This window comes from Campylobacter sp. RM19073 (genome assembly GCF_024723495.1).
Taxonomy (GTDB): domain Bacteria; phylum Campylobacterota; class Campylobacteria; order Campylobacterales; family Campylobacteraceae; genus Campylobacter; species Campylobacter porcelli.
In genome coordinates this window covers 25,446-51,176 of record NZ_JANQCT010000003.1, presented here as the reverse complement: position 1 = coordinate 51,176, position 25,731 = coordinate 25,446, and the positions used below count along the sequence as shown (strand labels likewise).

Genomic DNA, 25,731 nt, shown 5'->3' with positions numbered 1-25,731 from the left:
CCAATTCTTAACAAAAAATTATTAAAATTATGAGAAAATTATAAGGAAATTGTATTGCGTAATCTTACTATATTTTTGACCATTTTTATCTTTTCTAGTTATGCTTATGGCGAGTTTTCTTTGATAAAACTTGGGGTTGATGATAATAATACCGTGCTTGTAACTGGCGGAATTCAAGGCGATGAGCCAGGTGGTTTTATGTCAGCGAATTTACTTGCTAGAAAATATGAGATTATATCTGGCTCTTTATATGTAGTCCCAAATTTAAATATGCCAAGTATTTTGAAAAAATCTCGCGGTGTAAATGGGGATATGAATAGAAAATTTGATAAAATTTCAGATAAAGATCCAGAAAAAGATGTTGTAGAGCAGATTAAATCCTTAGTCTTACAACCAAATATTAGTATGCTTGTGAATTTACATGATGGAAGTGGATTTTATCGCCCAAAATATATAAACCAAATGATGAATCCAAATCGCTGGGGAAATATAGTTATTATCGATCAATCTACCCTTGATGGTGCGTTATATGGCGATTTAGAACAAAATGCCAATAAAGTAGTAGATAGATTAAATAGCAAGATTTTAGACCCTAAGCATAAGTATCATCTTCGCAACACCCGCACCTCTGATGGGGATAAAGAGATGTTAAAGAGCTTATCATATTTTGCGATAAAAAATGGCAAATCCGCATATGCAAATGAGGCTAGTAAGAGCTTGCCAATTAATGAGAGGGTATATTATCATTTAATCGCAGTTGAGGAGTATTTAAAGTTAGCTGGGATAGAGTTTAAACGCGATTTTGAGCTAACCCCACAAGGAGTTAAAAAGGCCTTAGATGAGGATTTATCCGTGCTTGTGTGCGGTAAATTTCTATTTTATTTGCCAAAATCTAGGCTAGGATATATCCCGCTTTCTAGCGATGGTAAGCTTGATTTTGATTGTGATAATGCTCTTGTAGCACTTACAAAAACTCAAGGTATTTATAATATCCACTATGGCAATAATATTATCACTAGATTTACTCCTGAGTTTTTTGAATACTCAAATTTGATTGATGAGATTGGCATTAGAATTGATGATGATGAGCCTAAATTTGTTAAACTTGGTCAAAAAATTGTAGTCGATAGTAGTTTTATGATTATGCCAAAAGATGGAGTAAGGGCAAATATAATCGGATATGGCACCACTATATCAGATGAAAGCGGTATTAAAATAACCAAAGATATGATAAAATCACGCTTTTCAATGGATAAAAAGGAGCAAATTTATAGGGTTGAATTCTATGAAATGTGCGATGGTAAAGATAAATTTATTGGTATGATTTTAGTGGAGTTTGCTAAGTGATATTAGGGATTGAAAGTAGCTGTGATGATAGCTCTATAGCGCTTATGGGGTTGAATTTAGATCTTATTTATCATAAAAAGATAACCCAAGAGTTAGAACATAGCAAATATGGCGGTGTGGTTCCTGAATTAGCTGCAAGACTTCATACTGCTGCTTTACCAAATTTAATTAAAGAGATTAAGCCATATTTTAAGGATGTTAAAGCCATTGCTGTAACAAATAGCCCAGGGCTTAGCGTTAGCCTTGTTAGCGGTGTTAGCGTGGCGAAGGCTTTAAGCATCGCTTTGAAGCTACCGCTTATTGAGATAAATCACCTAGTTGGTCATATATACTCGCTATTTTTAAACTCTCCTGTAAGGCTGCCTCTTGGAGTGCTTTTAGTAAGTGGTGGTCATACTATGGTTTTAGATATCAATGAAAATGGCGATATCGCTGTGCTTGTAGAAACTAGCGATGATAGTTTTGGCGAGAGCTTTGATAAGGTGGCTAAGATGATGGGGCTTGGCTATCCTGGTGGGGTGGCTATAGAGAATTTAGCTACAAAATCCACTAAAGATAGATATAAATTTACTATTCCATTAAAGGGGGATAGCCGTTTGGAATATAGCTTTTCTGGGTTGAAAAATCAAGTTAGAATAGAGATAGAAAAAAGCTTAATAAATGGCAATAAGGATTTTGCTGATATAGCATTTGGGTTTCAAAGGGCTGCTTGTGAGCATATAATAGATAAGCTTAGTAAGATTTGTAATCAAAGAAAATTTAGTAGCTTAGGCGTTGTAGGTGGAGCGAGTGCAAATAAATATTTAAGAGGTAGATTGCTTGAGATTTGTGATAAATTTGATATGAGTTTGCTCCTTGCTCCTATGGAGTTTTGTAGCGATAACGCAGTTATGATAGCAAGGGCTGGTGTAGAAAAATACCAAAAGGGAAATTTTATAAATTTAAATGATTTAAAAATCAGCCCACGCTCGAGTCTAAGCTCAATTTATTTATGATATAATTAAAGTTATGAGATATTTAGTTTTTTTCATATTTTTTTGCTCTTGTTTAAATGCCTTTACATTTAGCATTAATAGTGGAAAGCATAGTGGCAATCCCTACTATATAATACATCTTCAAGATGATAAGGAGATGATATGTGATGAGCGTAATAGCGAAGAGAATAAGATATATAGTTGTAAGGTATTTACTAAATTAAATCAGAATTTAAAAAACCAAGATTTGCCATTTGCTAAGATTAGCTTTCATCCTTTAGATGATGGATTTGTGGTAATAATTGAGCCTAAAATCACTTCTAGAATATTTAATGCTAATAATAGACTTTTTGACTCACAAAACTCTAAAGCCAATAAATCTAATCGCTCTAAGCACTTTACAATCAATATAAATAAGCAGTTAAATGAGCTAGATACAAGTTATATTAATGGGATTGAGTTTCCTATCAAATATCCAAATTTACTTCGCCCAAGCGTCGGTGCCTTGGATCTAAATAAAGAGCCAATCACCTATAATGAAAATGGCGATATGGGGATCTATCTCCTAGTCAAAAGAAATTATGAACGGCAAAATTATAAAGAGGTGATATTTGAGAGTCAAAAAGCTATGAAATCCCACCCTGATAGTATATTTTTAGGGGAGTTTTTATTATACCAAATTCGCTCTATGGATAAGCTAATCAAAGAAGAAACCCAGTATCAAGCTATACAAAAGATGAACTCAAATATAATTGAGTTAGCTAAGGTTTGGATGAGATTTAATGGCTCAGATAGGAATTATCCAGAAATTTTATATATTAATATGATGGCAAATCTTAGTAGCGATCTATTTGATGATGCGGAGTATATATTAGATATTTTAATGACCGAACACAGCAATGATACATGGACAAATCGTGCTATAATAGGCTATGCTGATCATCTAGTATCTCGTGGCAAATTAAATGACGCAATGAGATTTTACGAAGATGTTTTATATAGCTCAAATGATGTTGATGTGGCTAGTGAGGCATCATTTAAATTAGTTAAAATTTACCTATCGCAACAAAGATTTTCTGAAGCAGCCCAGTATATAGACAAGGTCGTAGTGGCAAATCCCAAATATATTATAAACGATAAGGGCTATAGTATGGAGGTTGCTGATGAGCTAAGGGTGAATAATCTATTTGATACAGCGGCTAAGATTTATAAAGTAGTTTTTGATGATTCTCATCTTCATGATGGATATTATGAGATTAGTCTTAGACGCCTTGGGACTACGCTAGTGCGTGGAGTAGAACCAGTAAGCTCATATGAGTATTTACAAAAGTATAAGCAAGAATTCCCAGATAATGAATTTAGTAGCGAGATAGAGTATGCACTTGATCGTCTATTTTTTGATATGCCAGATATGAGTAGCGATGAGAAGCATGCGCATTATAATAAATTATTAGATAAATACCAAGGACAAGAACTAGCCAAAATAGCTCTCATCGCAGAAGTAAAGCTTAGCTTTGATGAGAAAAGATATAATGATATTTTAAATTTAAATAGCCTAATAGTTGATTTAAATCAAAGTGATATTACTGATATGATGAATACTTCTGCTTTAAATCTAGCAAATAGATATAACCAAAATTTGGATTGTTTAGATGTGGTTGGTTTAGTAGATAAGTATGAAATAGAGAATCAAATAGTAGATAAATTCAAATTATTTAACTGCTATTATAGAACAAAACGATACACGCAAGCCTATAACTTAGCTAATGAAAATATAAATGATCCAAATTTAAATAATAGAGTTGTTTGGCTAAATAATTTAACTAAGATTAATTATAAACTATCTCAATTTATTGCTGCTATAGATAGTAGTTTTAAGGCTGTAGAGCTTGCTAGTAAGGTGCCATATAGCGATCCAAGCGAGGCTATAATATATAGATTTTACTCACTTTTAAAATTAGATAGATTTGATGAAGCCACCTTGGCATTAAGGGCTGTGGAGGATAATAAGGGTATTGATATTATGCTGATTGAAGCTTATGACGCTGCTATGATTTATGCTAATGATAAGGGTAATAAACTAGCTAAAAACTACTCAAAAAAAGTTTTGGATCTACAAACTAAGTTAAATATCGATACATTTAGCCCAGAGGCAAATTTTATATATATTGATAATTTAGTGGCGGACTCGGAGCTATTAGAGGCTAAAAATATGGTTTTAGATCTCTTAAATAGAAATTTAAAACCACAAAATAGAGCTAGAGCCTTGCATACAATTGCGCAAATAGAGATCTCGCAAAACAACCCAAAAGCCGCTACCCCCTATATAAATGAGTGTTTAAATATCGCTCAAGATAGTCAGTGGAAAGCCCTATGTAATGAGCAAAAAAGATTAGTTGATGGAATTTGATATTTGAGCTAAAAAATTATCTAAATTTAAATTTTTACCATCAATTTTTATAGAGTTAAAGCTTTTATTAAAAGTTCTTTGTCGTTTGGCTAATTGCGTTGTGTGGATTGTGATTAAATTGCTAAGCTCATCTATATCTATTTTTCCATCAAGATACTCTTTAGTCTCTTTAAGACCTATGGAATTTAGCGGTTTTAACGCACTATTATAGCGTTTAAATAGATCCTTTGCCTCATCTATTAAGCCATTTTTAAGCATATTTTTGGTGCGAATTTTTATGCGTTCTATTAACTCAAATTTATCCCATACAAGCTCAAAAATAGTTAAATTTTTAATAACTGGCTCACCAGTATTAAGGCGTAGCCATTGAGATGGAATATTACTAGTTTGAGCGTAAATTTGATACCATTTGCGTAGTCTAAATTTATCATTTTTGCTAAATTTAGCACAAAATTCCCTATCAATTTTCATTGCCAAATCCCAAATTTCATCATCACTTATCTCAATCTTTATTGGCTCAATTTTTGGTGCTAAGCCACTTAACATAGATTTGAGATAAAATCCACTTCCGCCGGTTATGATAAGTGGGATATTTTGGCTTTTTGCATAGGCTAAAGCGTGATTATACTCATTGATAAAATCCCCCACGCAAAACTCCATATCAGGGCTAATAAGATCAATCCCAAAGTGCCTTATAAGCTCTAATTCATCTTTTTTAGGCTTAGCACTTGCTATATCTATCTCTTTGTATAAACATAAAGAATCAAGGCTTAAAATCACCGCATTTAATCTCTGTGCTACATTGATAGCTAGGTCGCTTTTACCACTTGCAGTGGTGCCTATGATGGCAAATTGATAAAACATTTCACACTCTTTAATTTTTGATATTTTATCCAAACCAATGCCCTAATATGCTTAAAATCACTATTTTATCAATCAAAATTTAGATAAATTTCGCTAAAATACAAACCTTAAAAGGAAAAATATGGCAAAATTTATACAAATTTTAAAAGATATTAATGAATTAATCGTGTTTAAGCACTCTATTTTTGCCTTGCCGTTTATATTTGTAGCGATGATTGTGGCATCTAAAAGTGCGAATGACTCAATATGGTTTGGCTGGGAGCTATTGATTTTAGGTCTTTTGTGTGCTGTGAGTGCTAGGAATTTTGCTATGGCAGCAAACCGATATCTAGATAGAGATATTGATAAAGATAATCCCAGATGCGCCTCTCGCCCAAGCGTAGATGGTAGAATTGGTAGTGGGAATTTATTGATTTTTATCTGGATTAATGCTCTTATTTTTGTGATTGTGGCGTATTTTATCAATTCTCTTGCTTTTTGGCTTAGCTTTGTGATTTTAGCACTTCTTGGTGCTTATTCATATTTTAAGAGATTTTCAGCTTTAGCGCATATTATGCTTGGAGTTTGCCTTGGACTTTCGCCGATTGCTGGGGCGATTGCTGTGTTGGCTGAAGTGCCTTTGTGGGTGCTTTTGCTCTCATTTGGGGTTGTATTTTGGGTGGCTGGATTTGATATTTTATACTCACTTCAAGATATGGAGTATGATAAAAAGATGGAATTATTTAGTATTCCTAGCATTTATGGAGCAAAGGCCTCTATGTTTATTTGTGGGATTTTTCATTTTTTAACTATACTTTTTTGGTTGCTATTTGCAATTAGTGTTAATCTTGGATTTATAGCATTTTTAGGCGTGGTTGTAAGTGGGGTGATTTTATACTTTGAGCATAGGATTGTTAGGCGTGATTTTAGTAAGATAGATAGGGCATTTTTTACTCTTAATGGCTATTTGGGGATAATATTTTTTATTTTTGTATTGGTGAGTTTATGGTAGATTTTAGATTAATTAATGGGAGAGTTGAGATTAGCTTTGAGCCTGATGAAGAGTATGGATACGAGGCTGAATTTAACCAAAGTAGAAGTAGTATAGATGAGTGGCTTAGCCATGAAAAGGTGCGTGGAGAAGGTGAGAATAGCGATCCGCTTACAATAAAATTGCTTGTGGAGCTTTATAAAAAAGTAGATGAATTGTCAAATATTATTAAAAATCAGCATAATCCACCAAAGCCACTTAAATTTCACCACCAAACAAGCAAGATTGGGTATGAGGGATTTGAGTTTGATGATGAGTGTTTAGAAGTTGGGGTGATTTACTTCGCTAGAGTGAATTTACCACTATTTATAAAGCGTGAAGTTTTGATATATTTTAAAGCCGTTACGCCAAAATGTGCAAAAATTTTAAAAGTATCAAGAGGGAATGAAAAAGAGTGGAATGCCTTTGTGGCTGAGAGTGATAGATTAGAGATAAGAAAGGCAAAAAATAGTGAGCAATGAGATATTACTTTACATCGCTTTTATACTGCTTTTAGGCGTTTTTGGGGCAATTTTTTGGCTAAGGGATAAGCAGATAAATGCGAAATTTTCTAAATTTGAGTTGGCTATAGAGGGGCTTATTAAGGAGAATTATCAGCTAAAAAGGCAGATAAAAGAGATCCCAACCGCTGGGCCAATTATACAAAATGAGATAGATATGAATGAGATAAATAGCCAAATTGAGCTAAAAATCAGCGAAGGATTAACGCAGAAAATCTCCCCAATCTTACAAAATGTCCATATCATAGAACAAGCCGTAAATGAGATAAAAGATGAGCAACAAGAGAGACTTTATAGTCTAGAAGAACGCACTAAAAGCATAGGCAAGATCACTCCGCCAAGCTTTGAGGCAAATAATGAAAATAGGGTTGTTGAGATGTTTAGAGCTGGTAAGACTCCAGAGGCCATAGCTAGGGATTTACAGCTTGGGGTGGGGCAGGTGACTATGATTTTGAAATTTAAAAAAGAGATATGATGTTAGTAGATAAATTTGGCAGAGTGATTGATTATTTGCGAATTTCAGTAACCCAGCTTTGTAATTTTAAGTGTAGATATTGTATGCCTGAAGATGGTGAGTTTAATAATATTGGAAGAAGCAATATTTTAAGCTATGAAGAGATGTTTGATTTTGTTAAAATTTGCCTTGATAATGGAGTTAAAAAGATTAGATTAACTGGCGGAGAGCCTTTAGTAAGAAGAGATATAGAGAAATTTGTAAAAATGATAAATGATTATAAGCCAGATCTTGATCTAGCAATGACGACAAATGGATACTATCTAAAACAAAAAGCTAAGGTGCTAAGAGAATCTGGATTAAAAAGATTAAATATCTCTCTTGATACTTTAGATGAGAAAAAGGCAAATTTCATAGCTAGAAAAGATGTTTTAAATCAAGTTTTAGATGGAATTAATGAGGCTGTAAAAGAGGGGTTTGGGATAAAGCTAAATAGCGTTGTGCTTAAAGGGATAAATGATAATGAGATTATAGATCTTTTGGAGTTTGCTAAGAGTAAAAACGCACAAATTAGATATATTGAATTTATGGAAAATACTCACGCAAGTAGTGATTTAAAAGGGCTTAGAAAGGATGATATTTTAGATATTTTATCTAAAAAATATAGCATAAAAGAGATCACCAAAAGCCCAAATAGCCCATCAAGCCTATTTGAGACTAGCGATGGGTATAAATTTGGCATTATCGATCCGCATAAGCATGATTTTTGTGCTAGTTGTAATAGGCTTAGATTAAGTGCTGATGGGCTTTTGATACCATGTTTATACTATGAAGATGGAAAGAGTATAAAAGAGGCTATGAGAAGTGGAGATTATGATAAGGCTAAGCAAATTTTAAAAGATGTCTTAGAGGCAAAGCCAGAGAAGAATAAATGGGAAAATGATGGCAAAGGTGAGATCTCAAGTAGGGCATTTTATCAAACTGGTGGTTAGAGATGGTTGAGGTTGTCGAGTATTTTAACTCTATTCAAGGAGAGGGTAAATTCCAAGGTAAAAACGCCTTTTTTATCCGTCTTGGTGGTTGCAATCTAAAATGTCAAGGCTTTGGCTCTAAGCTTATATCGCCTAAGAGTGGAGAGATTTTGCTAGGTTGTGATACCATTAGAGCAGCGCAATCATCGCATTTTAATTATGAAAAATTTGATTTTGAGCGTTTAAGTAGTCTGCTTTTTAGCCTAAAGCATAAGCCTTTGATCGTTATAACTGGCGGAGAGCCGCTTTTATACCATAGTGATAGAGATCTGCTAAAATTTCTTGAATATGCTTTTAGCGTTGGATTTAGCATTCAGTTTGAGACAAATGGCACGATTGAGATTGATTTTACTAAATTTCCAATTTATAAAAAATGCACCTTCGCAGTGAGCGTAAAGCTATCTATAAGCGGTGAGCCACTACACAAAAGGGTTAATAAAAAGGCATTAAAATCGCTATTTAATAATGCTGATTGCTTTTATAAATTTGTAAGCACATCTAGGGATTTAGCTGAGATTAAAGATATTTTATCTATTCAAAATGGCGAAGTTTGGTGTATGCCACTGGCTAAAAACCAAGATGAATTAAACCAAAATGCCAAAAGTGTGGCGAGTTTTGCCATAGAAAATGGATTTAACTATAGCGATAGGTTGCATATTAGAATTTGGAATGATTTAGATGGAGTTTAGGGTATGATAATTAGAAAAATTTATGATTTTGAAAATGCTCATATAGTTAGATTTTGCAGCTCCAAGCGGTGCAAAGAGAGTATCCACGGCCATAGCTACAGGTGCGAGGTACTGCTTAAATCTGACTATTTAGACGCTGCTGGAATGGTGTATGATTTTGGTCTGATGAAGCAGCATATTAGAATGATTATTGATAGTTTTGATCATACTACCACGCTTTATGCTAATGATGATACTCAGTATAAAAATGATATGAAAAGGCACTCTAAGCGTTGGATAGAGCTACCTTATAATCCAAGTGCTGAACATTTTAGCCGTGTGTTTTTTGTGCTTATTGATAGATTACTTAATCAGTGCGTAATGCAAAATGGCGAAAAAGGCGTGGAGCTATATAGCATTATCGTTCATGAGACCGCTACAGGCTACGCACAATGCTTTAAAGAGGATGCTTATAGCCATAAAATGGGGATAATAAATTTAGATGATATAATCTTTAGTGATAGGATTAAGGCTGAATGGAGTGATTTTGACTTTTATGAAAAGCTTAAAAATGGTAGTAAATTTATAAATCCAAAGGAGTGCTAGTGAGAAGATTGGCTTTAATATCTTTGATAATTTTTAGTTTTTATGGTTGCGATAAGAAAGAGGTAAAAGAGAATTCAAATAACGCAATAGAGATCCCGCCACCAGATGTCCCAATAGCCAAAAGCGATGGCAACGCAAGTATAGATAGTGATTTCCCCCCTATGCCGGTGGTAGAATGATAGAGACATATGATATGAGCATTAGCTTGCATCTTGGATTTATCAAGATACTTTTGGGGCTGTTGGTGCTTCATTTTGGGCTTGTATTTATTGGCGATACGACTAAATTTAGCTATATTAAGCGGCTTATGTATTTTTTACCCACATACTATCTATTTATGGCGTCTATATTTTTTACAGGTATGCTTAATTTGGCATTTTTACACTTTTCTATGAGCTTATCAATTTGGATAATGATTATCTGCTGGATAGCGCTCATTCCACTTGGGGCGATTGGATTTAGGAGATTAAAAGCAGTTAGGATAAGCAAGGAATTTGGTAAATTTAAGAGATTTATGGCTATTAAAATAGTTTGCGAGATAGTAATTGTCAGCTTTGGAACTTATATTGGGATTGTGCTATGAAATTTATCTATCACAAGGGTGCTGGGAGCGAAAATCTTAAGATTGATGGCGATGGATTTAGCCATTTAAAGGCTCTTAGATTGAGCGAGGGCAAGAGAGTTGATATTAGAAATTTAAAAGATGGCTATAGCTATATCTATGAAATTTCTACTATAGATAGGCATGTGGCTACTCTCTTGCTGATTTTTAAATCTCTTATTTTGCCTATGGAGCATAAATTTGAACTAGCCTGGGCTGTTGTCGATAGTAGCGTGATAGAAAAGAGTTTGCCAAGCTTAAATGAGCTGGGTGTGGGGCGATTGAATTTAGTATATTGTGAGTTTTCTCAAAGAAATATTAAGTTAAATTTGGAGCGATTTGAGCGGATTTTAATCAGTAGCTCACAGCAGTGCGGTAGAAACTCTTTGATGGAAATTTCAATTTTTCATAGCGTTGATGAGCTTTTGGGTTATAAAAAAGATATTGCGTTGATTGATTTTGGTGGGAAAAATTTAGATAATTATAAGATGGATTATATGCTTTTTGTAGGGCCTGAGGGTGGATTTAGCCAGAGTGAAAGGGAGAAAATAACTATGAAATTCGCATTAAATTCCCCATATATTCTTCGCTCAAATACCGCTATTATTAGCGTTGCAAGTAGGTTTTTAATATAAATGGAAATTATAATAGTCTTAATAATTAGTTTAGTGCGCGCCATTATCTGTGCTTTGCCAGGCTTTATCATCGGGTTTTTTTATGATATACAAAGGTGGAAAAAGTGGATATTTTTAGTTTGTGCGACTATTTTTAGTATCTATCTACTATCTACAAGACCTAATGATATTGGATTTTGGGGGCTTGTGGTTGGATTTTTAGAGGATTTTGGCGGAATTTATATTGGCATTTTTATTCTAATTGGATTTAGAAATATGGCTCAAAGATTTGGAATTTGTAAAATTTGTGATAAATTTAGGAGAAAGCGTGAAGACTCTGACAATAATTGATACTTTTGGATTTTTTTTCCGTCTTTATTATGCGATGAGTGGGCTAAAAAACGCAGATGGCAAACCAAGTGGAATGGTGCATGGATTTGCTAATTTCATAGCAAATTTAAAGCAGGAATTTCATAGTGATTATATAGTTTTTGCTCTTGATAGCGGTGGTAAGACCTTTAGAAATGATATAGATCCAAACTACAAAGCCAACCGCACAGAAGCACCAAAAGAGCTTAAAGAGCAGCTACCAATCTGTATTGATATGATCGAAAAGATGGGATTGTGTAGCTTAAGGGTTGAAGGATATGAGGCTGATGATATAATAGCAAGCTTTATCAAAAATAACCCACAAGAAGATCTATTTATCAAAGTTGTAACTCATGATAAGGATCTATATCAGCTAATTAATAATAGAGTAAGCATATATAGCCCAGCTAAAAAGGAGCTATATGATAGAGATGGTTGCTATGAGAAATATGGCGTGTATCCAGAGCAAATTCGTGATTTCTTAGCTCTTACAGGAGATAGTGCTGATAATATCCCAGGGGTTAAGGGCATTGGCGATAAGGGGGCTAAAAAGCTCTTAGATGAGTTTGGTAATATTGAGAATTTATATGAAAATTTAAACCAAGTCCGCAATGAAAGAACTAAAAATTTGCTATTTGAGGGCAAGGAAAATGCCATTATATCTAAAAAATTAGCCACCTTATACGATGGGCTTGAGACTCCAAATTTACAAAATGCCAAATTCCCAACAGATAATCCGCTAATTAAAATCCAAGATATATTAAAAGAGTATTCGCTAAATAGGCTTTTAGCCACTCTTGATATTGATAATACGCAAAAAAATTTAAGCTTTGAGCCTATTTTGATAACTGATGAGAGTAAGCTTGAGGAAATTTTACAAAATATTGATGGTGATACCATTATCGCATTTGACACTGAGACAACTAGCGTAAATGCAAGGGAGGCTAAGATAGTTGGATTTAGCTTTTGCTTTAATGAGCAAAAGAGCTATTATGTCCCTATAAACCATAGCTATTTAGGCGTCCTAAATATGGTAAGCCACAAGGCGGCTTTGTGGGCTATAAAGCGGATTTATTCAGCCTTTGTGATAGGCCATAATCTAAAATATGATTTTAAAATTATATTAAATAATTTTAACTTAAATCCGCCAAAAAATTATGCTGATACGATGATAATGGCGTGGTTAGATAATCCTAGTGCTAGTGTGGGTATGGATACTTTAGCTAAAACGCTTTATGATTATGATACGATTAAATTTGAAAATGTGGTAAAAAGGGGAGATAATTTTGCTAGTGTGGAGCTAGAGAGTGCGGCAAAATATGCAGCTGAAGATGCTTGGATAACTTTGAAATTTTACAAAACGCTTAGCAAAAAGCTAAGCAGCGATATGCTAAAAATCGCTTATGATGTGGAGTTTAAATTTATCCTAACCTTGCTTGATATGGAAGATAACGGCATAGCCATAAATAGGGCAAAATTAAGGGATTTAATAAACCAAAATGAGATCACGCTTGATATGATAAAAAGCGAAATTTATAAGCTTTGTGATATGAAATTTAATATCAACTCCACAAAGCAACTTGGCGAAGTGCTATTTAATGAGCTAAAACTCCCAAGTAAAAAAAGCACTAAAACCGGATATAGTACCGATGAAAGCGTGCTTAAAGAGCTTATTGACGCTCATCCATCTATAGCTAAAATTTTAGAATACAGAGAGCTTTATAAGCTCCAAAGCACATATTGTGAGCCTATTTTAAATTTAGCCTTAAATGATGAAAATAGCAGGGTTTATACTAGTTTTATCCACACTGGCACAGCCACTGGACGCCTAGCTAGTAAAAATCCAAATTTACAAAATATCCCCGCTCGTGGAAATTACGCTAAGCTATTTAGATCTGTTTTTGAAGCAGCAGATGGATATACTCTTTTAAGCTTGGATTACTCTCAAATCGAGCTTAGACTTTTAGCTCATTTTAGTGGTGATAGTGCCTTAATATCGGCTTTTAAAAGTGGCAAGGATATACACGCCCAATCAGCAATCAATATATTTGGCGAGTTAAATGATACAAACCGAAGTATCGCAAAATCCATAAATTTTGGCTTGATTTATGGAATGGGGGTTAATAAATTAAGCGGTGATTTAGGTATAGATAAAAAGGCTGCTAAGGAGTATATCGCTAGATATTTTGAAGCTTTTAGTAGTGTTAAGGATTATTTACAAAGCATTAAAGACCAGGCCAAAAGCGATGGATTTGTCCAAACATTGATTGGCAGAAGAAGGTATTTTGACTTCTCTAGTGCTTCGGCTATGCAGCTTGCAATGTATGAAAGGGAGGCTGTAAATACTAAATTTCAAGGCAGTGCAGCTGATATTATCAAGCTTGCAATGCTAAAAATTATGGAAGTTTTAAATGAAGAGAAGTTGCTTTTACAAATTCATGATGAGTTAATCTTTGAGGTTAAAGATGAAAATGTAGATGAATTTAGCGCTAAAGTGGCAAATATTATGAGTAGTGTAGTTAGCTTAAATGTGCCTTTGGTGGTAAATTATAATGCGGCTAAAAACTGGGGCGAACTCAAATAATTTGCCAAATTCAGTTAAATTTTGGTTACTTTATGTAATAATTTAATATTTTTTTAAATGGGGTTTTTATGGATCTTTCTACTATTTTAGGAATGGTGCTTGCTATTACGAGTATATCTGTGGGCGATATTTTAGAAGGTGGCAATCCTTTACATGTTTTACATATTAGTTCTGTTCTTATCGTTATTCCTACGGCTCTATTCTCAGCTATGACTGCAACAAATAAGAAATATATCAAAGCAGCTTTTAAGGAGCTTAAAGTTGCTTTTAAAGGCTCTGGAGTGGATATGGGTGCTAGGATTACTGAGCTTGTGGAGTATAGCACTTTAGCTAGGAAAAATGGAATTCTCTCACTAGAGCAAAAAGCTGCTACAATAGATGATGAATTTTTAAAAACCGGTCTTAGCATGCTAGTAGATGGTCAGCCTATTGATGAGGTTAAGGAGCATTTGGAGCTATCTATTGAGACAACTGAGGAGTATTATCATGAGTGTGGGCACTTTTGGATACGCACAGGTGAGAGTTGTCCGACATTTGGGCTAGTTGGTGCGGTTATGGGGCTTATGCTTGCACTTCAATTATTAGATAATCCTGCAGCTATGGCAGCTGGTATCGCTGGGGCATTTACAGCGACCGTTACGGGAATTATGGGGGCATACGCATTTTTTGGGCCTTGGGGAATGAAGATAATGGGAAATGCAAAGGATATAGTAAAAGAAAAAATTATGATTTTAGAAGCGTTAGTAGGCATTGCTGAAGGGGCAAATCCAAGGAGCTTAGAGGCAAAATTATTTAACTTTTTAGACAAAAACGAACCAAGAAATTCACAATTTAATTAAGGTAAAATATGGCGAAGAAGAAAAAATGTCCAGAGTGTCCAGCAGGTGAGAAGTGGGCTGTGCCTTATGCAGATTTTCTCTCTTTGCTTTTGGCTCTTTTCATCGCACTTTATGCGATTTCAGCGGTGAATAAGGCTAAGGTTGAAGCACTTAAAACAGAGTTTATAAAGATATTTGAATTTCCAGATACCAAATCTCTTAAAGAAAGCAGCAAAACATCAAATAGCAGCAAGGAGTTTGATAGCCCTAGTATAGCGGTGCAGGCGCAAAATCAAACATCTGTAAATGTAAATTTAAATAATGAAAGATATAAAGTTACGCTAGATCAAGCTGAAAATCAAGTGGCAATTGATTTGCCAGCGAGTATTAAATTTGATTACCAAAGCTCCAAAATTTATAATCCAGATATGATAAACTTTATCAATATTGTAGCTATGATTATTAATAAAATTCCAGAATCGGTAGTGGTAGATATTAGAGGATATGCTGATGATTTTGGCGATTATGAGACTGATTATAGGCTAGGAATCGAGCGTGCTTATAGCGTATTTACAATGCTTGCAAATGGTGGTGTGGAGAGCAAGAGAATGAGAATTACATCATTTGGAGATAGTGTAAATATAATAAATAGTGATTTAAAAATTGCTAAAATATATTTTAAAATAGATGTTAAAGATAAGGCTTTGCAAAAATCAGTTTTAGATATACTTAGTGAGCTTAAGTAATAATCATTATCATTTCATATTAAGTTATATATAAGTTTAAATTTGATAACCTACCGCCCAAATCTATTTAAATTTAAGGAGAGTAAGATGGCGGTAAAAATTACTGATATTTGTATTAGTTGTGGTTCTTGTATTGATGAGTGCCCAGTAGGTGCAATTGTAGATGATGCAGATAACCCAACTGGCGAAGATGCGTATTATGTATATGCTGATAAATGCGTTGAGTGTGTAGGTCATAATGATGAGCCAGCCTGTGCAAACGCCTGTCCAACTGATGGCTGTATCGTGTGGAGCGGGGTGGTTTCAGGACAGCCAAGCAGAAGTGATATCGGCGAAGAGTTAAGAGATGGCACAAACGCGGTAGTAGCTTAATTTAATTTAAATTATAAAGATTACTATTTTTTTAAGTTTAGTTTTGATATAATCACGCTTTTAAAAAACCTTATTGTAGGAGATCTATATGGAAAAAACTCTATCGATAATCAAGCCTGACGCAACCAAAAAGGGTGTAATAGGTAAAATTATAGATAGATTCGAAAGCAATGGGCTTAGAATCGCAGCAGTTAAAAAACTGCAATTAAGCGTAGAAAACGCTAAAAAATTTTATGAAGTGCATGCTAGCAGACCATTTTATAATGACTTAGTTGAGTTTATGACTAGTGGTCCAGTAATTGTAATGGTGCTTGAGGGCGAAAATGCAGTGCTTAAAAATAGGGAATTAATGGGTGCTACAAACCCTAAAGAGGCTGCACCTGGGACTATTAGAGCTGATTTTGCAGATAGCATTGATGCAAATGCAGTTCATGGTAGCGATAGCTTAGAAAATGCTAAAATCGAAATTGCGTTTTTCTTTGCTAATACAGAGATCCTTTAAGGTTTAATATTGAAAATTCGCTTTGATAGGCTAAGCAATACACCTGTTAATTTTCAAAGCAGTATTGATATGGTTGAATTTAGTGGAAGTATCAAAAAATCTTCCCTAAATTTGGCTAAATGTAGCGGAAAACTCAGTGGTAAATTAGAGCATATTTGCGATCGTTGTGGAGCTGATATAGTTTTAAATTTAGATGAAGAGTTAAACCTAAATTTAAGCGATGGCATATATAAAGATATTGATAATGAACTAAGCAATACTATTGAATTTTACGACGGACAGATTGATACTGATGAAATTTTAATTAGTGAGTTAGAAGCCTTTAAAAGCGACTATTTTTATTGTGATAATTGTAAAATTTTAGAAGGAGAGTAAAATGGCAGTACCTAAGCGTAGAGTGAGTCATACTAGAGCAGCAAAACGCAGAACTCACTATAAAGTTACATTACCTATGCCTGTAAAAGACAAAGATGGCAGCTGGAAAATGCCTCATCGTGTAAATAGAACAACTGGCGAGTATTAATATAGATAATGACAAAAATAGCAATTGACGCTATGGGCGGGGATTTTGGTGCTGAGCCGATTATAGCTGGAGTGATTGAGGCTTTAAAGCTAAGAGAATTTCAAGCTTATTTAGTTGGAGATGAAGCTAAGCTAAGATCCCTTATACCACAGAAGTATTTGAAATTTATAACCTTTATTCAATCTAGTGAAATCTTTGCTATGGATGAGAATGCAACTGATGTGCTAAAACGCAAAGATAGTAGCATATATAAGGCCGTTGAGTTAGTGCGAAATGGTGAGTGTAAAGCCGTTGTATCTGCTGGTCATAGTGGTGCTAGTATGAGCTTAGCTACTTTGCGTATAGGAAGGCTTAAAGGTATTAGCAGGCCTGCTATTGCTACTTTAATGCCTACAACACAAACTAATAAAAAAACTCTTGTTTTAGATGTGGGCGCAAATGTAGATTGCAAGGCGGAAAATTTATTTGAATTTGCTATTATGGGTTATGCTTATGCTAAGGAGATTATGAAAATCAATAATCCCAAAATAGGCCTACTTAGTAATGGCGAAGAGGATTGTAAAGGAAATGAGATCACAAAAGAGGCATTTGATATGCTCAAAAAACTCGATAGTTTCATCGGAAATGTAGAGGGTAATCAAATTTTTGATGGGAGTGTTGATGTTATTATATGTGATGGTTTTGTCGGTAATATACTATTAAAAACTAGCGAAGGCGTAGCTAGTGCGATTACTAAAATTATTAAGCAGAATATCAAAAAGTCGCTACTTGCTATTTTTGGTGCGACGCTTATGAAGGGCGTTTTTAAAAGGCTTAAAAATCAGATTGATTATGATGAATATGGTGGTGCACCACTTTTGGGGGTTAAGGAGTGTGTGATTATAAGTCATGGCAAATCTAACCCAAAAGCCATAAAAAATGCAATTTTTCAAGCCCTAAAATTCTCAGAATCAAATATAAATAAGGTAATTTTAGATGAGCTTACAAAGTTTGAAAAATGATTAAAGCTTCATTAATATCTATTGGAGCTTATGCTCCTGAGAATATTCTTACAAATTTCGATCTAGAAAAGATGGTAGATACTAGCGATGAGTGGATTAGAAAACGCACCGGTATCCAAGAGCGACGAATTGCTAAGGATGAATTTACAAGCGATCTTGGCTATAAGGCAGCTTTACAAGCTTTGGAGCGTTCAAATTTGGATAAAAGCGATATTGATGCTATTGTTTGTGCTACTATTACTCCAGATTATTTTTGTATGCCATCTACTGCGTGTGTGATTGCTAATAAGCTTGGATTAAAAGATATAACCGCATTTGATATAAGTGCGGCTTGTACGGGCTTTATCTATCTTTTAGACCTTGCTAAATCCATGATAGAAAGTGGCGCAAAGAAAAATATTTTAATAGTAGGTGCTGAAAAGACTAGCACTATTATGGATTGGAGCGATAGGAGTATTTGTATATTGTTTGGCGATGGTGCGGGGGCTGCTGTGATAAGTGCTTCTAACATTAATCCAATTATTGATGTTCATACCTCTAGCGATGGGAGTAAGGGAGATCTGCTTATAACTCCTGGGTGTGCTATAGTAAATCCAGCAAATAGCCATACTATTGATAATAAATTAAATTTTATGAAAATGTCTGGCAATGATGTCTTTAAAATTGCCGTAAATACCCTAACAAAAGATGTAGTTGATATTTTAGAAAAAAATCAAATTTCCCCTGATAGAGTTGATCTTTTTATTCCTCATCAAGCAAATTTAAGGATAATAGAAGCTGTGAAGCAAAGGTTAAATTTTAGCGACTCTAAGTGCGTTGTAACTGTGCAAAAATATGGCAATACAAGCTCGGCTTCTATACCTATGGCGATGAATGAGGCCTATGAGAGCGGTAGATTAAAAAATGGCTCACTAATGCTTCTTGATGCTTTTGGTGGCGGATTTACTTGGGGTTCAGCGTTACTTCATTTTGGTGGAGAGTAATATGAATGAGAATTTAATAGCCTATTTATTAGCTTATTTGATTGGAGCTGTGCCTTTTGGACTGCTTTTTGGACTGCTTTTTGGTGGTGTAAATATCAAAAAAAGCGGTAGTAAGAGCATAGGCGCGACAAATGTTTTAAGAGTGATAAAGCAAGATAACCCAACTTTAGCTAAAAAGCTTGCTATTTTGACTATTATTTGTGATGCTCTAAAGGGGATATTGCCGATTTTAATAGGGCAATTTGTATTTAATCTTGATATTTCTACTCTTTGGGCGATGGGGGTTTTGGCTGTTGTGGGTCACTGCTTTTCGCCTTATTTGATGTTTGAAGGTGGCAAGGGGATTGCTACTGGGGCTGGAGTTTTGGCATATTTTTTACCAGTTGAGCTTATAATCGCAGTTACTGTATGGTTTATAACTGGTAAAGTGCTTAAAATATCTAGCTTAGCCTCGCTTTTTGCCCTACTAGCTATGGTGGTTTCATCATTTATATTGCATTATGATATGCCACATATCAATACTCATGCTCCAGTTTTGATAATTGCGTTTGTAGTGGTTTATAAGCATTTGCCAAATATTAAGCGTCTTCTTAGCGGTGCTGAAAGTAAGGTTATTTGATTAGCGTTTTTGTTGATGAGCTTGAATTTGATACTATAATTGGTCTTTTGGATTTTGAAAGAGTAAGTTTACAAAAGATCTGCGTTAGTATGGAATTTCAAGCTAGTGAATTTGTGGATTATGCAGTTGTTTGTAAGATTACCCAAGAAGAGTTTAACCATCAAAAATTTTATAAGGTAGAAGATGCGCTTGAGTATTTTTCTACTAAATTTAAAGACCTTTATCCTACTTTAAAAAAATTTTATATGAAAATTTCAAAGATTAATATCATTTCAAATGCTGTAGTCGGAGCAAAAATAGTAAAGAATTATTAAAAATTGTTTAAATTTTCTTGAATTTTGGCTTAAATTTTGCTATAATTTCGCATTAAATTTTTTACTTTTAAGGAAAAGCTAATGAGAATTTTGATAGTAGAAGATGAGACAACGCTAGGTAAAACTATAGCTGAAGGCTTACAGGAGTTTGGTTATCAAACAGATAATTCAGAAAATTTTAATGACGCAGAGTATTTCATCGGTATTCGCAATTACGATCTTGTGCTTAGTGATCTTATGCTTCCAGATGGAGATGGTATTGATTTAATCAATGTTATTAAACAAAAATCTCCACGCACATCTGTGGTGATCATCTCAGCAAAAGATGATAAAGAGAGTGAAATCAAAGCATTTAAAGCTGGCGCTGATGACTATATCAAAAAGCCTTTTGATTTTGATATTTTAGTTGCTAGATTAGAAGCAAGACTTCGCTTTGGCGGGACAAATGTGATTAAAATAGACGACCTTACCATAGATCCAGATGAGGAAAAGATCACATATCAAGGAACAGAGATCGAGCTTAAAGGAAAGCCATTTGAGGTATTAACTCATCTAGCTAGACATAGCGATCAAATTGTGAGTAAAGAGCAGCTTTTGGATGCTATTTGGGAGGAGCCAGAGCTTGTAACTCCAAATGTAATTGAGGTAGCAATAAATCAAATTCGCCAAAAAATGGATAAACCGCTAAATATTTCGACAATAGAAACAGTAAGACGCCGCGGATATAGATTTTGTTTTCCCAAAAAAGCTTAAGAGCTAAATTCGCTCTGCAATTAGCATCTGCTTCTACGATGCTAATTGTCATATTTTCGGTAATGCTTTATCACTATATCAAGATTACAATTTTTGAAAATGTAGTTCAAAGCCTAACACTTGAGGCTAAAAATATTTCAGCAAGATTAGATATCTTTAGTCTAGAGTATAAAAATAAAAATTTTGATCTTATAGAGATTGTGCCTAATGATAGCAATCTAACTAGAGCTGAATTTATCACTACAAAAGATGATAATGCCACCTATCTTACTTTGTATTATCCATATCAAAGTCATCTTTTAATACTTACAAAAGATACTAGCGAGTATAGTTTGATTGTGGAGCAAATTTTGGTTGATATTTTGATTATTAATGCAACGGCGATATTCTTAATACTATTTTATGCTCTATTTTTATCTAGAATGCTACTTGCTCCACTCCGCTCTTTTTGCTTAAAGCTTGGAGAGTTAAATGAGAGATTTTTACAAGAGGTGGAGACTAGTGAATTGCCGATTGAATTTAAGCCTTTAGGCGATGGGGTAAATAGGCTAATTGGCAGAATTTTGACATTTGTTCAGTATCAAAAAGAGCTTTTTATAGGAGTTGCGCATGAGCTTAAGACGCCACTTTCTGTGATGAAAACTAAAAATGAAGTTACGCTAATTAAAGAAAGAGACACTCAAAAATATATTGAAACGCTAAAAAATAATAATGAAGCCATCAATCAGATGAATAAGATGATTAGCTCTATTTTAGAAATTGGTAGGCAAGAGGGTGCACAGTTTGAGCAGCCGGTGATGACTGATATGATAGCTTATATTAATGAAATTGGCAATAACTTCTTGATTCTTGCAAAGGGCGATGATAAAAATATTAAGATGAGTTTAAGACCGCATAGTTTAAGGATAATGATTCAGCCTACTCTATTTTTACATGTATTGCAAAATTTTGTCCAAAATGCTATTAAATTCTCTCCAAAAGGAGCTACTATTGATATAAATTCTACGCTGATTAATGGGGAATTTATAGTTAAAGTGATTGATGAGGGCATAGGAATTGATGAGAGTAAGGATCTATTTGCGCCATTTAAGCGTTATGGCAATAGCAGTGGTGCTGGATTAGGGCTATTTCTAGCTAAGGGTGCTGCTCAGGCTCTTGGTGGTAATATAGAGCTTCGAAATCGCACAGATAGAAGTGGGACTATAGCTACATTTATCTTGCCAATTAGAAATAATAAGTATAAAAAATAAAAGAGATTTAATGTCAAAAAGAGTTGCAGTCATCGATTTGGGATCAAATTCAGCTAGAATGGCTATATTTGAGCGGACAAGTAGGCTTGGATTTTTCATACTTCGTGAGTATAAGGTTAAGGTTAGACTAGGGGAAGGTGCATATGAAAAAGGCGGAGTCTTACAAGATGAGGCTATGAGTAATGTCTTAAATGCTTTTAGAGAATTTAAATATTTTTTAAATATTTATAAGGTTAGCAAGATTTTATGCACTGGCACATCGGCCCTAAGAGACGCACCAAATTCAAATACATTTATAAATTTAGTAAAAAGAGAATTAGGCTTTAATCTACGCGTGATAAGTGGCGATATGGAGGCATTTTATGGCGGTATAGCTGCTTTGAATTTGCTTAGTCCGCTTGATGAGGCTACTACTATTGATATTGGCGGTGGCTCGACAGAGCTTGCTAAAATTAGTAATGGTAGGATTGTTGATCTTATATCTTTAGATGTGGGTACAGTAAGGCTTAAGGAGCTATTTTTTGATAAAGATGATATAGACGGGGCTTTGAGATTTACCCAAGATATAATTAATAAAATTCCACCGCATTTTGCTAGTAGGGATTTGATCGCTATAGGTGGAAGTCTAAGGGCGATATCTAGCTCAATTATGCAGCTACAAAATCATCAAATCAGATTAGTTCATAATTTTACCTATAAGTATAGTGATTACGCAAATTTAATTAGTAAAATAGCTACCGATAAAGAGCTGGATTTAAAGAGCATAGCCATTAAAAAAGATCGCTTTGATACCATTAGACAAGGTGCGATGATATTTTCTAATGCGGCTAAAATTTTAAAAGCTAAGACGATTTATACAAGTGGAGTAGGGATTAGAGAGGGTGTCTTTTTAGTTAATTTGCTTGGTCCAAATTTAAAATCTAAAGATTTAATCAAGATGCCTCAAGAGCATAAAATAGCTTTCCCAAAAGGTTTTAATCCAAGTCTTAGAAGTATTCAAGATAGATTTGCTAAACGAGATAATAGCACAACTACAAGGCACGCAAAGGCTCTATTTGAGGTTTTAGCCCCACTCCATAAGCTAAAACCGAGCTATTTAAATGAGCTTATAGTAGCCTCAAAGCTTTATAATATTGGGCGAAGTATTGGATTTTATTCAGAAAATGCCCATAGTGGGTATTTGGTTAAAAATGCGTTGAATTACGGCTACACTCACCAGCAAAAGGCCTTGATAGCTGCTATGATAGAGTATCAAGGCAAGGCTATAAACACTCTGGGAGAAAATTTACTTCCAGATATTGATACCCTTAGGTGGCTTAGCTTTTTGCTTGGTCTTGCTGGTGCTTTGAGTTTAAGTCCAAATATAAGCTTTGATTTCTTTTCTAACACGCTATATATAAAAGGTGCAAAAAATTTCTTTATGTTAAAAGATGAGATAAGAAAGTTGATTAAACCAGCGATTTTTGCTATTTCGTTTGAGTAGATTGAATTTGGCTAGAGCCAAATTCAACTAAAATCTCCTACCGATTGTAAATTCAAAGCTACTAGTATCATCTCCTTGTTTATCATCAAGAGCTTGAGCGTAGAATAGTTGTAGCGGCCCAATAGGCGTCATCCACTCTATCCCAGCCCCTGCACTAGAGCGCTTAATCTCATTTATATCGCTGTGACCTATCATACCATAATCATAAAATAAAACCCCACGCATTTTAAGGCGATTGATTATAGGAAAGCTTAGCTCAAATGAGTTATTAAAGCTGATTTTACCGCCAGTTTCTATGATTTTACAACCAGGTATTATCCCGCCACTATTTGATTTAGGATTACAAATATTTTTCTTAGGAGTAACAGATCTGCTATCGTAGCCTCTAATAGAGTTAATTCCACCTAAAAATAGCTTTTCGTTGATTGGAAGCTTGGAGCTATCATCATTAAATATATATCCAAATCCAGATTTATATCTAAAGATAAGATCCATATTTATATAATCTTGCAAGCCTTGATATATGTTAAATGTAGTTCTATTTTTAAAAAATTCCATATCTCCACCAAGCCCAGCATACTCTAGGCTAGTTGAAGCGATTATACCACTTCTTGGGATATAGTAATCATCTGTGTTATTAAATGATATGCTTGGAGTTATCGCACTTTTTATATTTATACCATTTTTGTATCCAGCATCTCTGTAAAATTCATCTAGTCCATCTATTTGGCTACGCTCTATTTGATAGCTTATATATGCATTGATGTATCTACCAATTTGCCTACCAGCTACGATATTAGCACCATAATTTCGCTCATCATACTCATCCCAGTTGTAATCATTAGCAAATATCCCTCCACCAAGGCTATATAAAGAGTCATTAACTCTTGGATTGGTTAAATTTATATTTCCGCTTAAGGTATCATCACTCTTATCTACCATAATGCTACCTTTATATCCAGTCCCAAAGATATTTGAGTCGCTCACTCCAGCATTTAATAAAAGCCCATCGCTACTTCCATATCCTATACCACCAACTATACTACCTGTATTCGTCTCTTTAACTGCTACTTCTAAATCTATTTGATCTTTGCTTACTCTTTTTTCTATTATTTGGACATCTTCGAAATATCCAGTTCGCTTAAGTGCATTTTTAGAATCCATTAAGTCAGTTTTATTATATAAATTTCCTTCAGTTAGGTATAATTCACGCCTAATAATGCGATCTGCTGTTCGGTCATTTCCACTGATTACAACCTCTCTTATATATACTTTTTCTTCAGGAATCACCTCATAGATTATATCTGCTGTATAGTCGCTATTTTTATTTGTTCTTGGATAGACTTTTGCATAGGCAAAACCTTTATTTGCCACTAAATCTTCAAGCTTTTGAGCGTCTAATTTTATCTTGGATGAATTTAAAATATCCCCTTTTTGCAGCTTAAAATCGCTAATTATATTTTCAGTATCAAGCTCTAAAAATTCAGGAGCATTAATTGAGATATTACCAGTTTTATAAATTTCACCCTCGCTAATATAATATGAGAGATCAGCCTTATAATTATCAAAATGGGTATTTAGGCTAGGTGCCGATACGATCGCATCTAAATAGCCCTTCTTTAAATACTCATCTTGGATTTTTTCGCTATCACTTGGGAGCTCATAAATTTTTGCTTTACCATCGTTTAATCCCCACATCCAGCCCATAAATTCACGGCTTTTATTTGCTACTACTGGTTCTATATCTGAGTAATCTAAAGCATTAGAGCCGATTAAATGGACATTTTCAATGGTAATATTCTCACCACGATTGACTATTAGAGTTATGTGAAGTGAGTTTTCATTCTCATTAATTGGAGATATATCTGTAGTTACTACGGTATCAAAATACCCACGAGCTTCATAGAATTGGCGAATTCTAATCTTAGTATTGTTTAGGGCAAACTCATCATACATTTGACCTTTTTTAATATCAATGATCTGCTCAATTGCCTTTTGGTCATTTGTAACAACGCCATTTATATCTATTTTTGCAATTACTGGCTTTTCGGTTAAATTTACTACGACATTACCATCATTTTCTTCTATATATATATTTTGAAAATAACCTTGTTTGTATAAATTTATAATAGCTCTATTGGCAATTTCATCGCTGAATTCACTACCAACCTTAAGTCCGCTAATCTCAGAGGCACTCTCATCTGATAGGTGTAAAAGACCATTAAATTTAACACTTTGGATTGGCATAGCATTTATCGAAGTGGCTATAATAAAGCTTGAAAGTATTGCTTTTTTCATATAAATTTACCTATTTA

At 34.3% G+C, this 25,731-nt stretch carries 29 protein-coding genes; 27 read left to right on the top strand and 2 right to left on the bottom strand.

Annotated features, from left to right (window positions below; translation table 11 throughout):
• Positions 1-54 precede the first annotated feature (54 nt).
• From CSUIS19073_RS02190 to CSUIS19073_RS02180, 3 genes are read left to right on the top strand one after another with little or no spacing between them, the layout of a single operon-like run.
• The gene (locus CSUIS19073_RS02190) at positions 55-1,347 is read left to right on the top strand and encodes a M99 family carboxypeptidase catalytic domain-containing protein (protein WP_236845296.1); all 1,293 of its coding nucleotides are present in this window, start codon (positions 55-57) and stop codon (positions 1,345-1,347) included.
• Complete coding sequence (tsaD, locus tag CSUIS19073_RS02185; RefSeq protein ID WP_086242462.1) at positions 1,344-2,342, top strand: tRNA (adenosine(37)-N6)-threonylcarbamoyltransferase complex transferase subunit TsaD; 999 nt, start codon at positions 1,344-1,346, stop codon at positions 2,340-2,342. Before CSUIS19073_RS02190 ends, tsaD begins: the two co-directional genes overlap by 4 nt.
• A gap of 13 nt (positions 2,343-2,355) precedes the next feature.
• Positions 2,356-4,731 carry a tetratricopeptide repeat protein gene (locus tag CSUIS19073_RS02180; protein ID WP_086242463.1) on the top strand — a complete coding sequence of 792 codons (2,376 nt, stop codon included), beginning with the start codon at positions 2,356-2,358 and terminating at the stop codon, positions 4,729-4,731.
• Here the strand turns inward: CSUIS19073_RS02180 and miaA are convergent.
• Complete coding sequence (miaA, locus tag CSUIS19073_RS02175) at positions 4,714-5,595, bottom strand: tRNA (adenosine(37)-N6)-dimethylallyltransferase MiaA (RefSeq protein WP_086242464.1); 882 nt, start codon at positions 5,593-5,595, stop codon at positions 4,714-4,716. The two genes, CSUIS19073_RS02180 and miaA, sit on opposite strands and share 18 nt — an antisense overlap.
• 121 nt (positions 5,596-5,716) lie before the next feature.
• Here miaA and mqnP point away from each other — a divergent pair, with 121 nt between their 5' ends.
• From mqnP to CSUIS19073_RS02055, 24 genes are all read left to right on the top strand, one after another.
• Positions 5,717-6,586 (top strand): menaquinone biosynthesis prenyltransferase MqnP, encoded by an 870-nt coding sequence (mqnP, locus tag CSUIS19073_RS02170; RefSeq protein WP_086237380.1) that lies wholly within the window; start codon positions 5,717-5,719, stop codon positions 6,584-6,586.
• Entirely contained in the window at positions 6,580-7,086 is a 507-nt protein-coding gene (locus CSUIS19073_RS02165) for a hypothetical protein (protein ID WP_086237381.1), read from the top strand. Before mqnP ends, CSUIS19073_RS02165 begins: the two co-directional genes overlap by 7 nt.
• The gene (locus tag CSUIS19073_RS02160) at positions 7,076-7,600 is read left to right on the top strand and encodes a DUF6115 domain-containing protein (protein WP_086237382.1); all 525 of its coding nucleotides are present in this window, start codon (positions 7,076-7,078) and stop codon (positions 7,598-7,600) included. Before CSUIS19073_RS02165 ends, CSUIS19073_RS02160 begins: the two co-directional genes overlap by 11 nt.
• Positions 7,600-8,571, top strand: a complete 972-nt coding sequence (gene moaA, locus CSUIS19073_RS02155; RefSeq protein ID WP_086242465.1) for a GTP 3',8-cyclase MoaA — start codon at positions 7,600-7,602, stop codon at positions 8,569-8,571. The genes CSUIS19073_RS02160 and moaA overlap by 1 nt, the downstream gene beginning before the upstream one ends.
• A 2-nt stretch (positions 8,572-8,573) precedes the next feature.
• Entirely contained in the window at positions 8,574-9,299 is a 726-nt protein-coding gene (locus CSUIS19073_RS02150; protein ID WP_086242466.1) for a 7-carboxy-7-deazaguanine synthase QueE, read from the top strand.
• A gap of 3 nt (positions 9,300-9,302) precedes the next feature.
• Positions 9,303-9,884 (top strand): 6-pyruvoyl trahydropterin synthase family protein, encoded by a 582-nt coding sequence (locus tag CSUIS19073_RS02145; protein WP_086242467.1) that lies wholly within the window; start codon positions 9,303-9,305, stop codon positions 9,882-9,884.
• The gene (locus tag CSUIS19073_RS02140) at positions 9,884-10,063 is read left to right on the top strand and encodes a hypothetical protein (RefSeq protein ID WP_086237386.1); all 180 of its coding nucleotides are present in this window, start codon (positions 9,884-9,886) and stop codon (positions 10,061-10,063) included. Before CSUIS19073_RS02145 ends, CSUIS19073_RS02140 begins: the two co-directional genes overlap by 1 nt.
• Entirely contained in the window at positions 10,060-10,467 is a 408-nt protein-coding gene (locus CSUIS19073_RS02135; RefSeq protein ID WP_086242468.1) for a hypothetical protein, read from the top strand. The genes CSUIS19073_RS02140 and CSUIS19073_RS02135 overlap by 4 nt, the downstream gene beginning before the upstream one ends.
• The gene (locus CSUIS19073_RS02130; protein ID WP_086237388.1) at positions 10,464-11,120 is read left to right on the top strand and encodes a 16S rRNA (uracil(1498)-N(3))-methyltransferase; all 657 of its coding nucleotides are present in this window, start codon (positions 10,464-10,466) and stop codon (positions 11,118-11,120) included. The genes CSUIS19073_RS02135 and CSUIS19073_RS02130 overlap by 4 nt, the downstream gene beginning before the upstream one ends.
• Complete coding sequence (locus CSUIS19073_RS02125) at positions 11,121-11,450, top strand: hypothetical protein (protein WP_086237389.1); 330 nt, start codon at positions 11,121-11,123, stop codon at positions 11,448-11,450.
• Positions 11,428-14,052: a DNA polymerase I gene (polA, locus tag CSUIS19073_RS02120; protein WP_086242469.1), complete on the top strand. Its 2,625-nt coding sequence runs from the start codon at positions 11,428-11,430 to the stop codon at positions 14,050-14,052. Before CSUIS19073_RS02125 ends, polA begins: the two co-directional genes overlap by 23 nt.
• A gap of 68 nt (positions 14,053-14,120) precedes the next feature.
• Positions 14,121-14,891: a flagellar motor stator protein MotA gene (gene motA, locus CSUIS19073_RS02115; protein WP_086237391.1), complete on the top strand. Its 771-nt coding sequence runs from the start codon at positions 14,121-14,123 to the stop codon at positions 14,889-14,891.
• 8 nt (positions 14,892-14,899) lie between these two features.
• Positions 14,900-15,616 (top strand): flagellar motor protein MotB, encoded by a 717-nt coding sequence (gene motB / locus CSUIS19073_RS02110; RefSeq protein ID WP_086237392.1) that lies wholly within the window; start codon positions 14,900-14,902, stop codon positions 15,614-15,616.
• A gap of 87 nt (positions 15,617-15,703) precedes the next feature.
• Positions 15,704-15,988 carry a DUF362 domain-containing protein gene (locus CSUIS19073_RS02105; protein WP_086237393.1) on the top strand — a complete coding sequence of 95 codons (285 nt, stop codon included), beginning with the start codon at positions 15,704-15,706 and terminating at the stop codon, positions 15,986-15,988.
• An 88-nt stretch (positions 15,989-16,076) separates the two neighbouring features.
• Complete coding sequence (gene ndk / locus CSUIS19073_RS02100) at positions 16,077-16,490, top strand: nucleoside-diphosphate kinase (protein WP_086242470.1); 414 nt, start codon at positions 16,077-16,079, stop codon at positions 16,488-16,490.
• A 9-nt stretch (positions 16,491-16,499) separates the two neighbouring features.
• On the top strand, positions 16,500-16,865 hold the full coding sequence (locus CSUIS19073_RS02095; RefSeq protein WP_086237395.1) for a hypothetical protein: 366 nt from the start codon (positions 16,500-16,502) through the stop codon (positions 16,863-16,865).
• 1 nt (position 16,866) lies between these two features.
• Entirely contained in the window at positions 16,867-17,013 is a 147-nt protein-coding gene (gene rpmF / locus CSUIS19073_RS02090; protein ID WP_086225358.1) for a 50S ribosomal protein L32, read from the top strand.
• A gap of 8 nt (positions 17,014-17,021) precedes the next feature.
• Positions 17,022-18,014 (top strand): phosphate acyltransferase PlsX, encoded by a 993-nt coding sequence (gene plsX / locus CSUIS19073_RS02085; protein ID WP_086242471.1) that lies wholly within the window; start codon positions 17,022-17,024, stop codon positions 18,012-18,014.
• Positions 18,011-18,997: a beta-ketoacyl-ACP synthase III gene (locus tag CSUIS19073_RS02080; protein ID WP_086242472.1), complete on the top strand. Its 987-nt coding sequence runs from the start codon at positions 18,011-18,013 to the stop codon at positions 18,995-18,997. The genes plsX and CSUIS19073_RS02080 overlap by 4 nt, the downstream gene beginning before the upstream one ends.
• A 1-nt stretch (position 18,998) precedes the next feature.
• Positions 18,999-19,616: a glycerol-3-phosphate 1-O-acyltransferase PlsY gene (gene plsY / locus CSUIS19073_RS02075; protein WP_086242473.1), complete on the top strand. Its 618-nt coding sequence runs from the start codon at positions 18,999-19,001 to the stop codon at positions 19,614-19,616.
• The gene (locus CSUIS19073_RS02070; protein WP_086242474.1) at positions 19,613-19,930 is read left to right on the top strand and encodes a dihydroneopterin aldolase; all 318 of its coding nucleotides are present in this window, start codon (positions 19,613-19,615) and stop codon (positions 19,928-19,930) included. Before plsY ends, CSUIS19073_RS02070 begins: the two co-directional genes overlap by 4 nt.
• Positions 19,931-20,011: 81 nt before the next feature.
• Positions 20,012-20,683: a homeostatic response regulator transcription factor HsrA gene (gene hsrA / locus CSUIS19073_RS02065; protein WP_086237400.1), complete on the top strand. Its 672-nt coding sequence runs from the start codon at positions 20,012-20,014 to the stop codon at positions 20,681-20,683.
• 38 nt (positions 20,684-20,721) lie between these two features.
• Positions 20,722-21,933 (top strand): sensor histidine kinase, encoded by a 1,212-nt coding sequence (locus CSUIS19073_RS02060; protein WP_180379390.1) that lies wholly within the window; start codon positions 20,722-20,724, stop codon positions 21,931-21,933.
• 10 nt (positions 21,934-21,943) lie between these two features.
• On the top strand, positions 21,944-23,416 hold the full coding sequence (locus CSUIS19073_RS02055) for a Ppx/GppA phosphatase family protein (RefSeq protein WP_086242475.1): 1,473 nt from the start codon (positions 21,944-21,946) through the stop codon (positions 23,414-23,416).
• Between the two features lie 27 nt (positions 23,417-23,443).
• Here CSUIS19073_RS02055 and bamA read toward each other — a convergent pair whose 3' ends face one another.
• Positions 23,444-25,714, bottom strand: a complete 2,271-nt coding sequence (gene bamA / locus CSUIS19073_RS02050; RefSeq protein ID WP_086242476.1) for an outer membrane protein assembly factor BamA — start codon at positions 25,712-25,714, stop codon at positions 23,444-23,446.
• Positions 25,715-25,731: the final 17 nt, after the last annotated feature.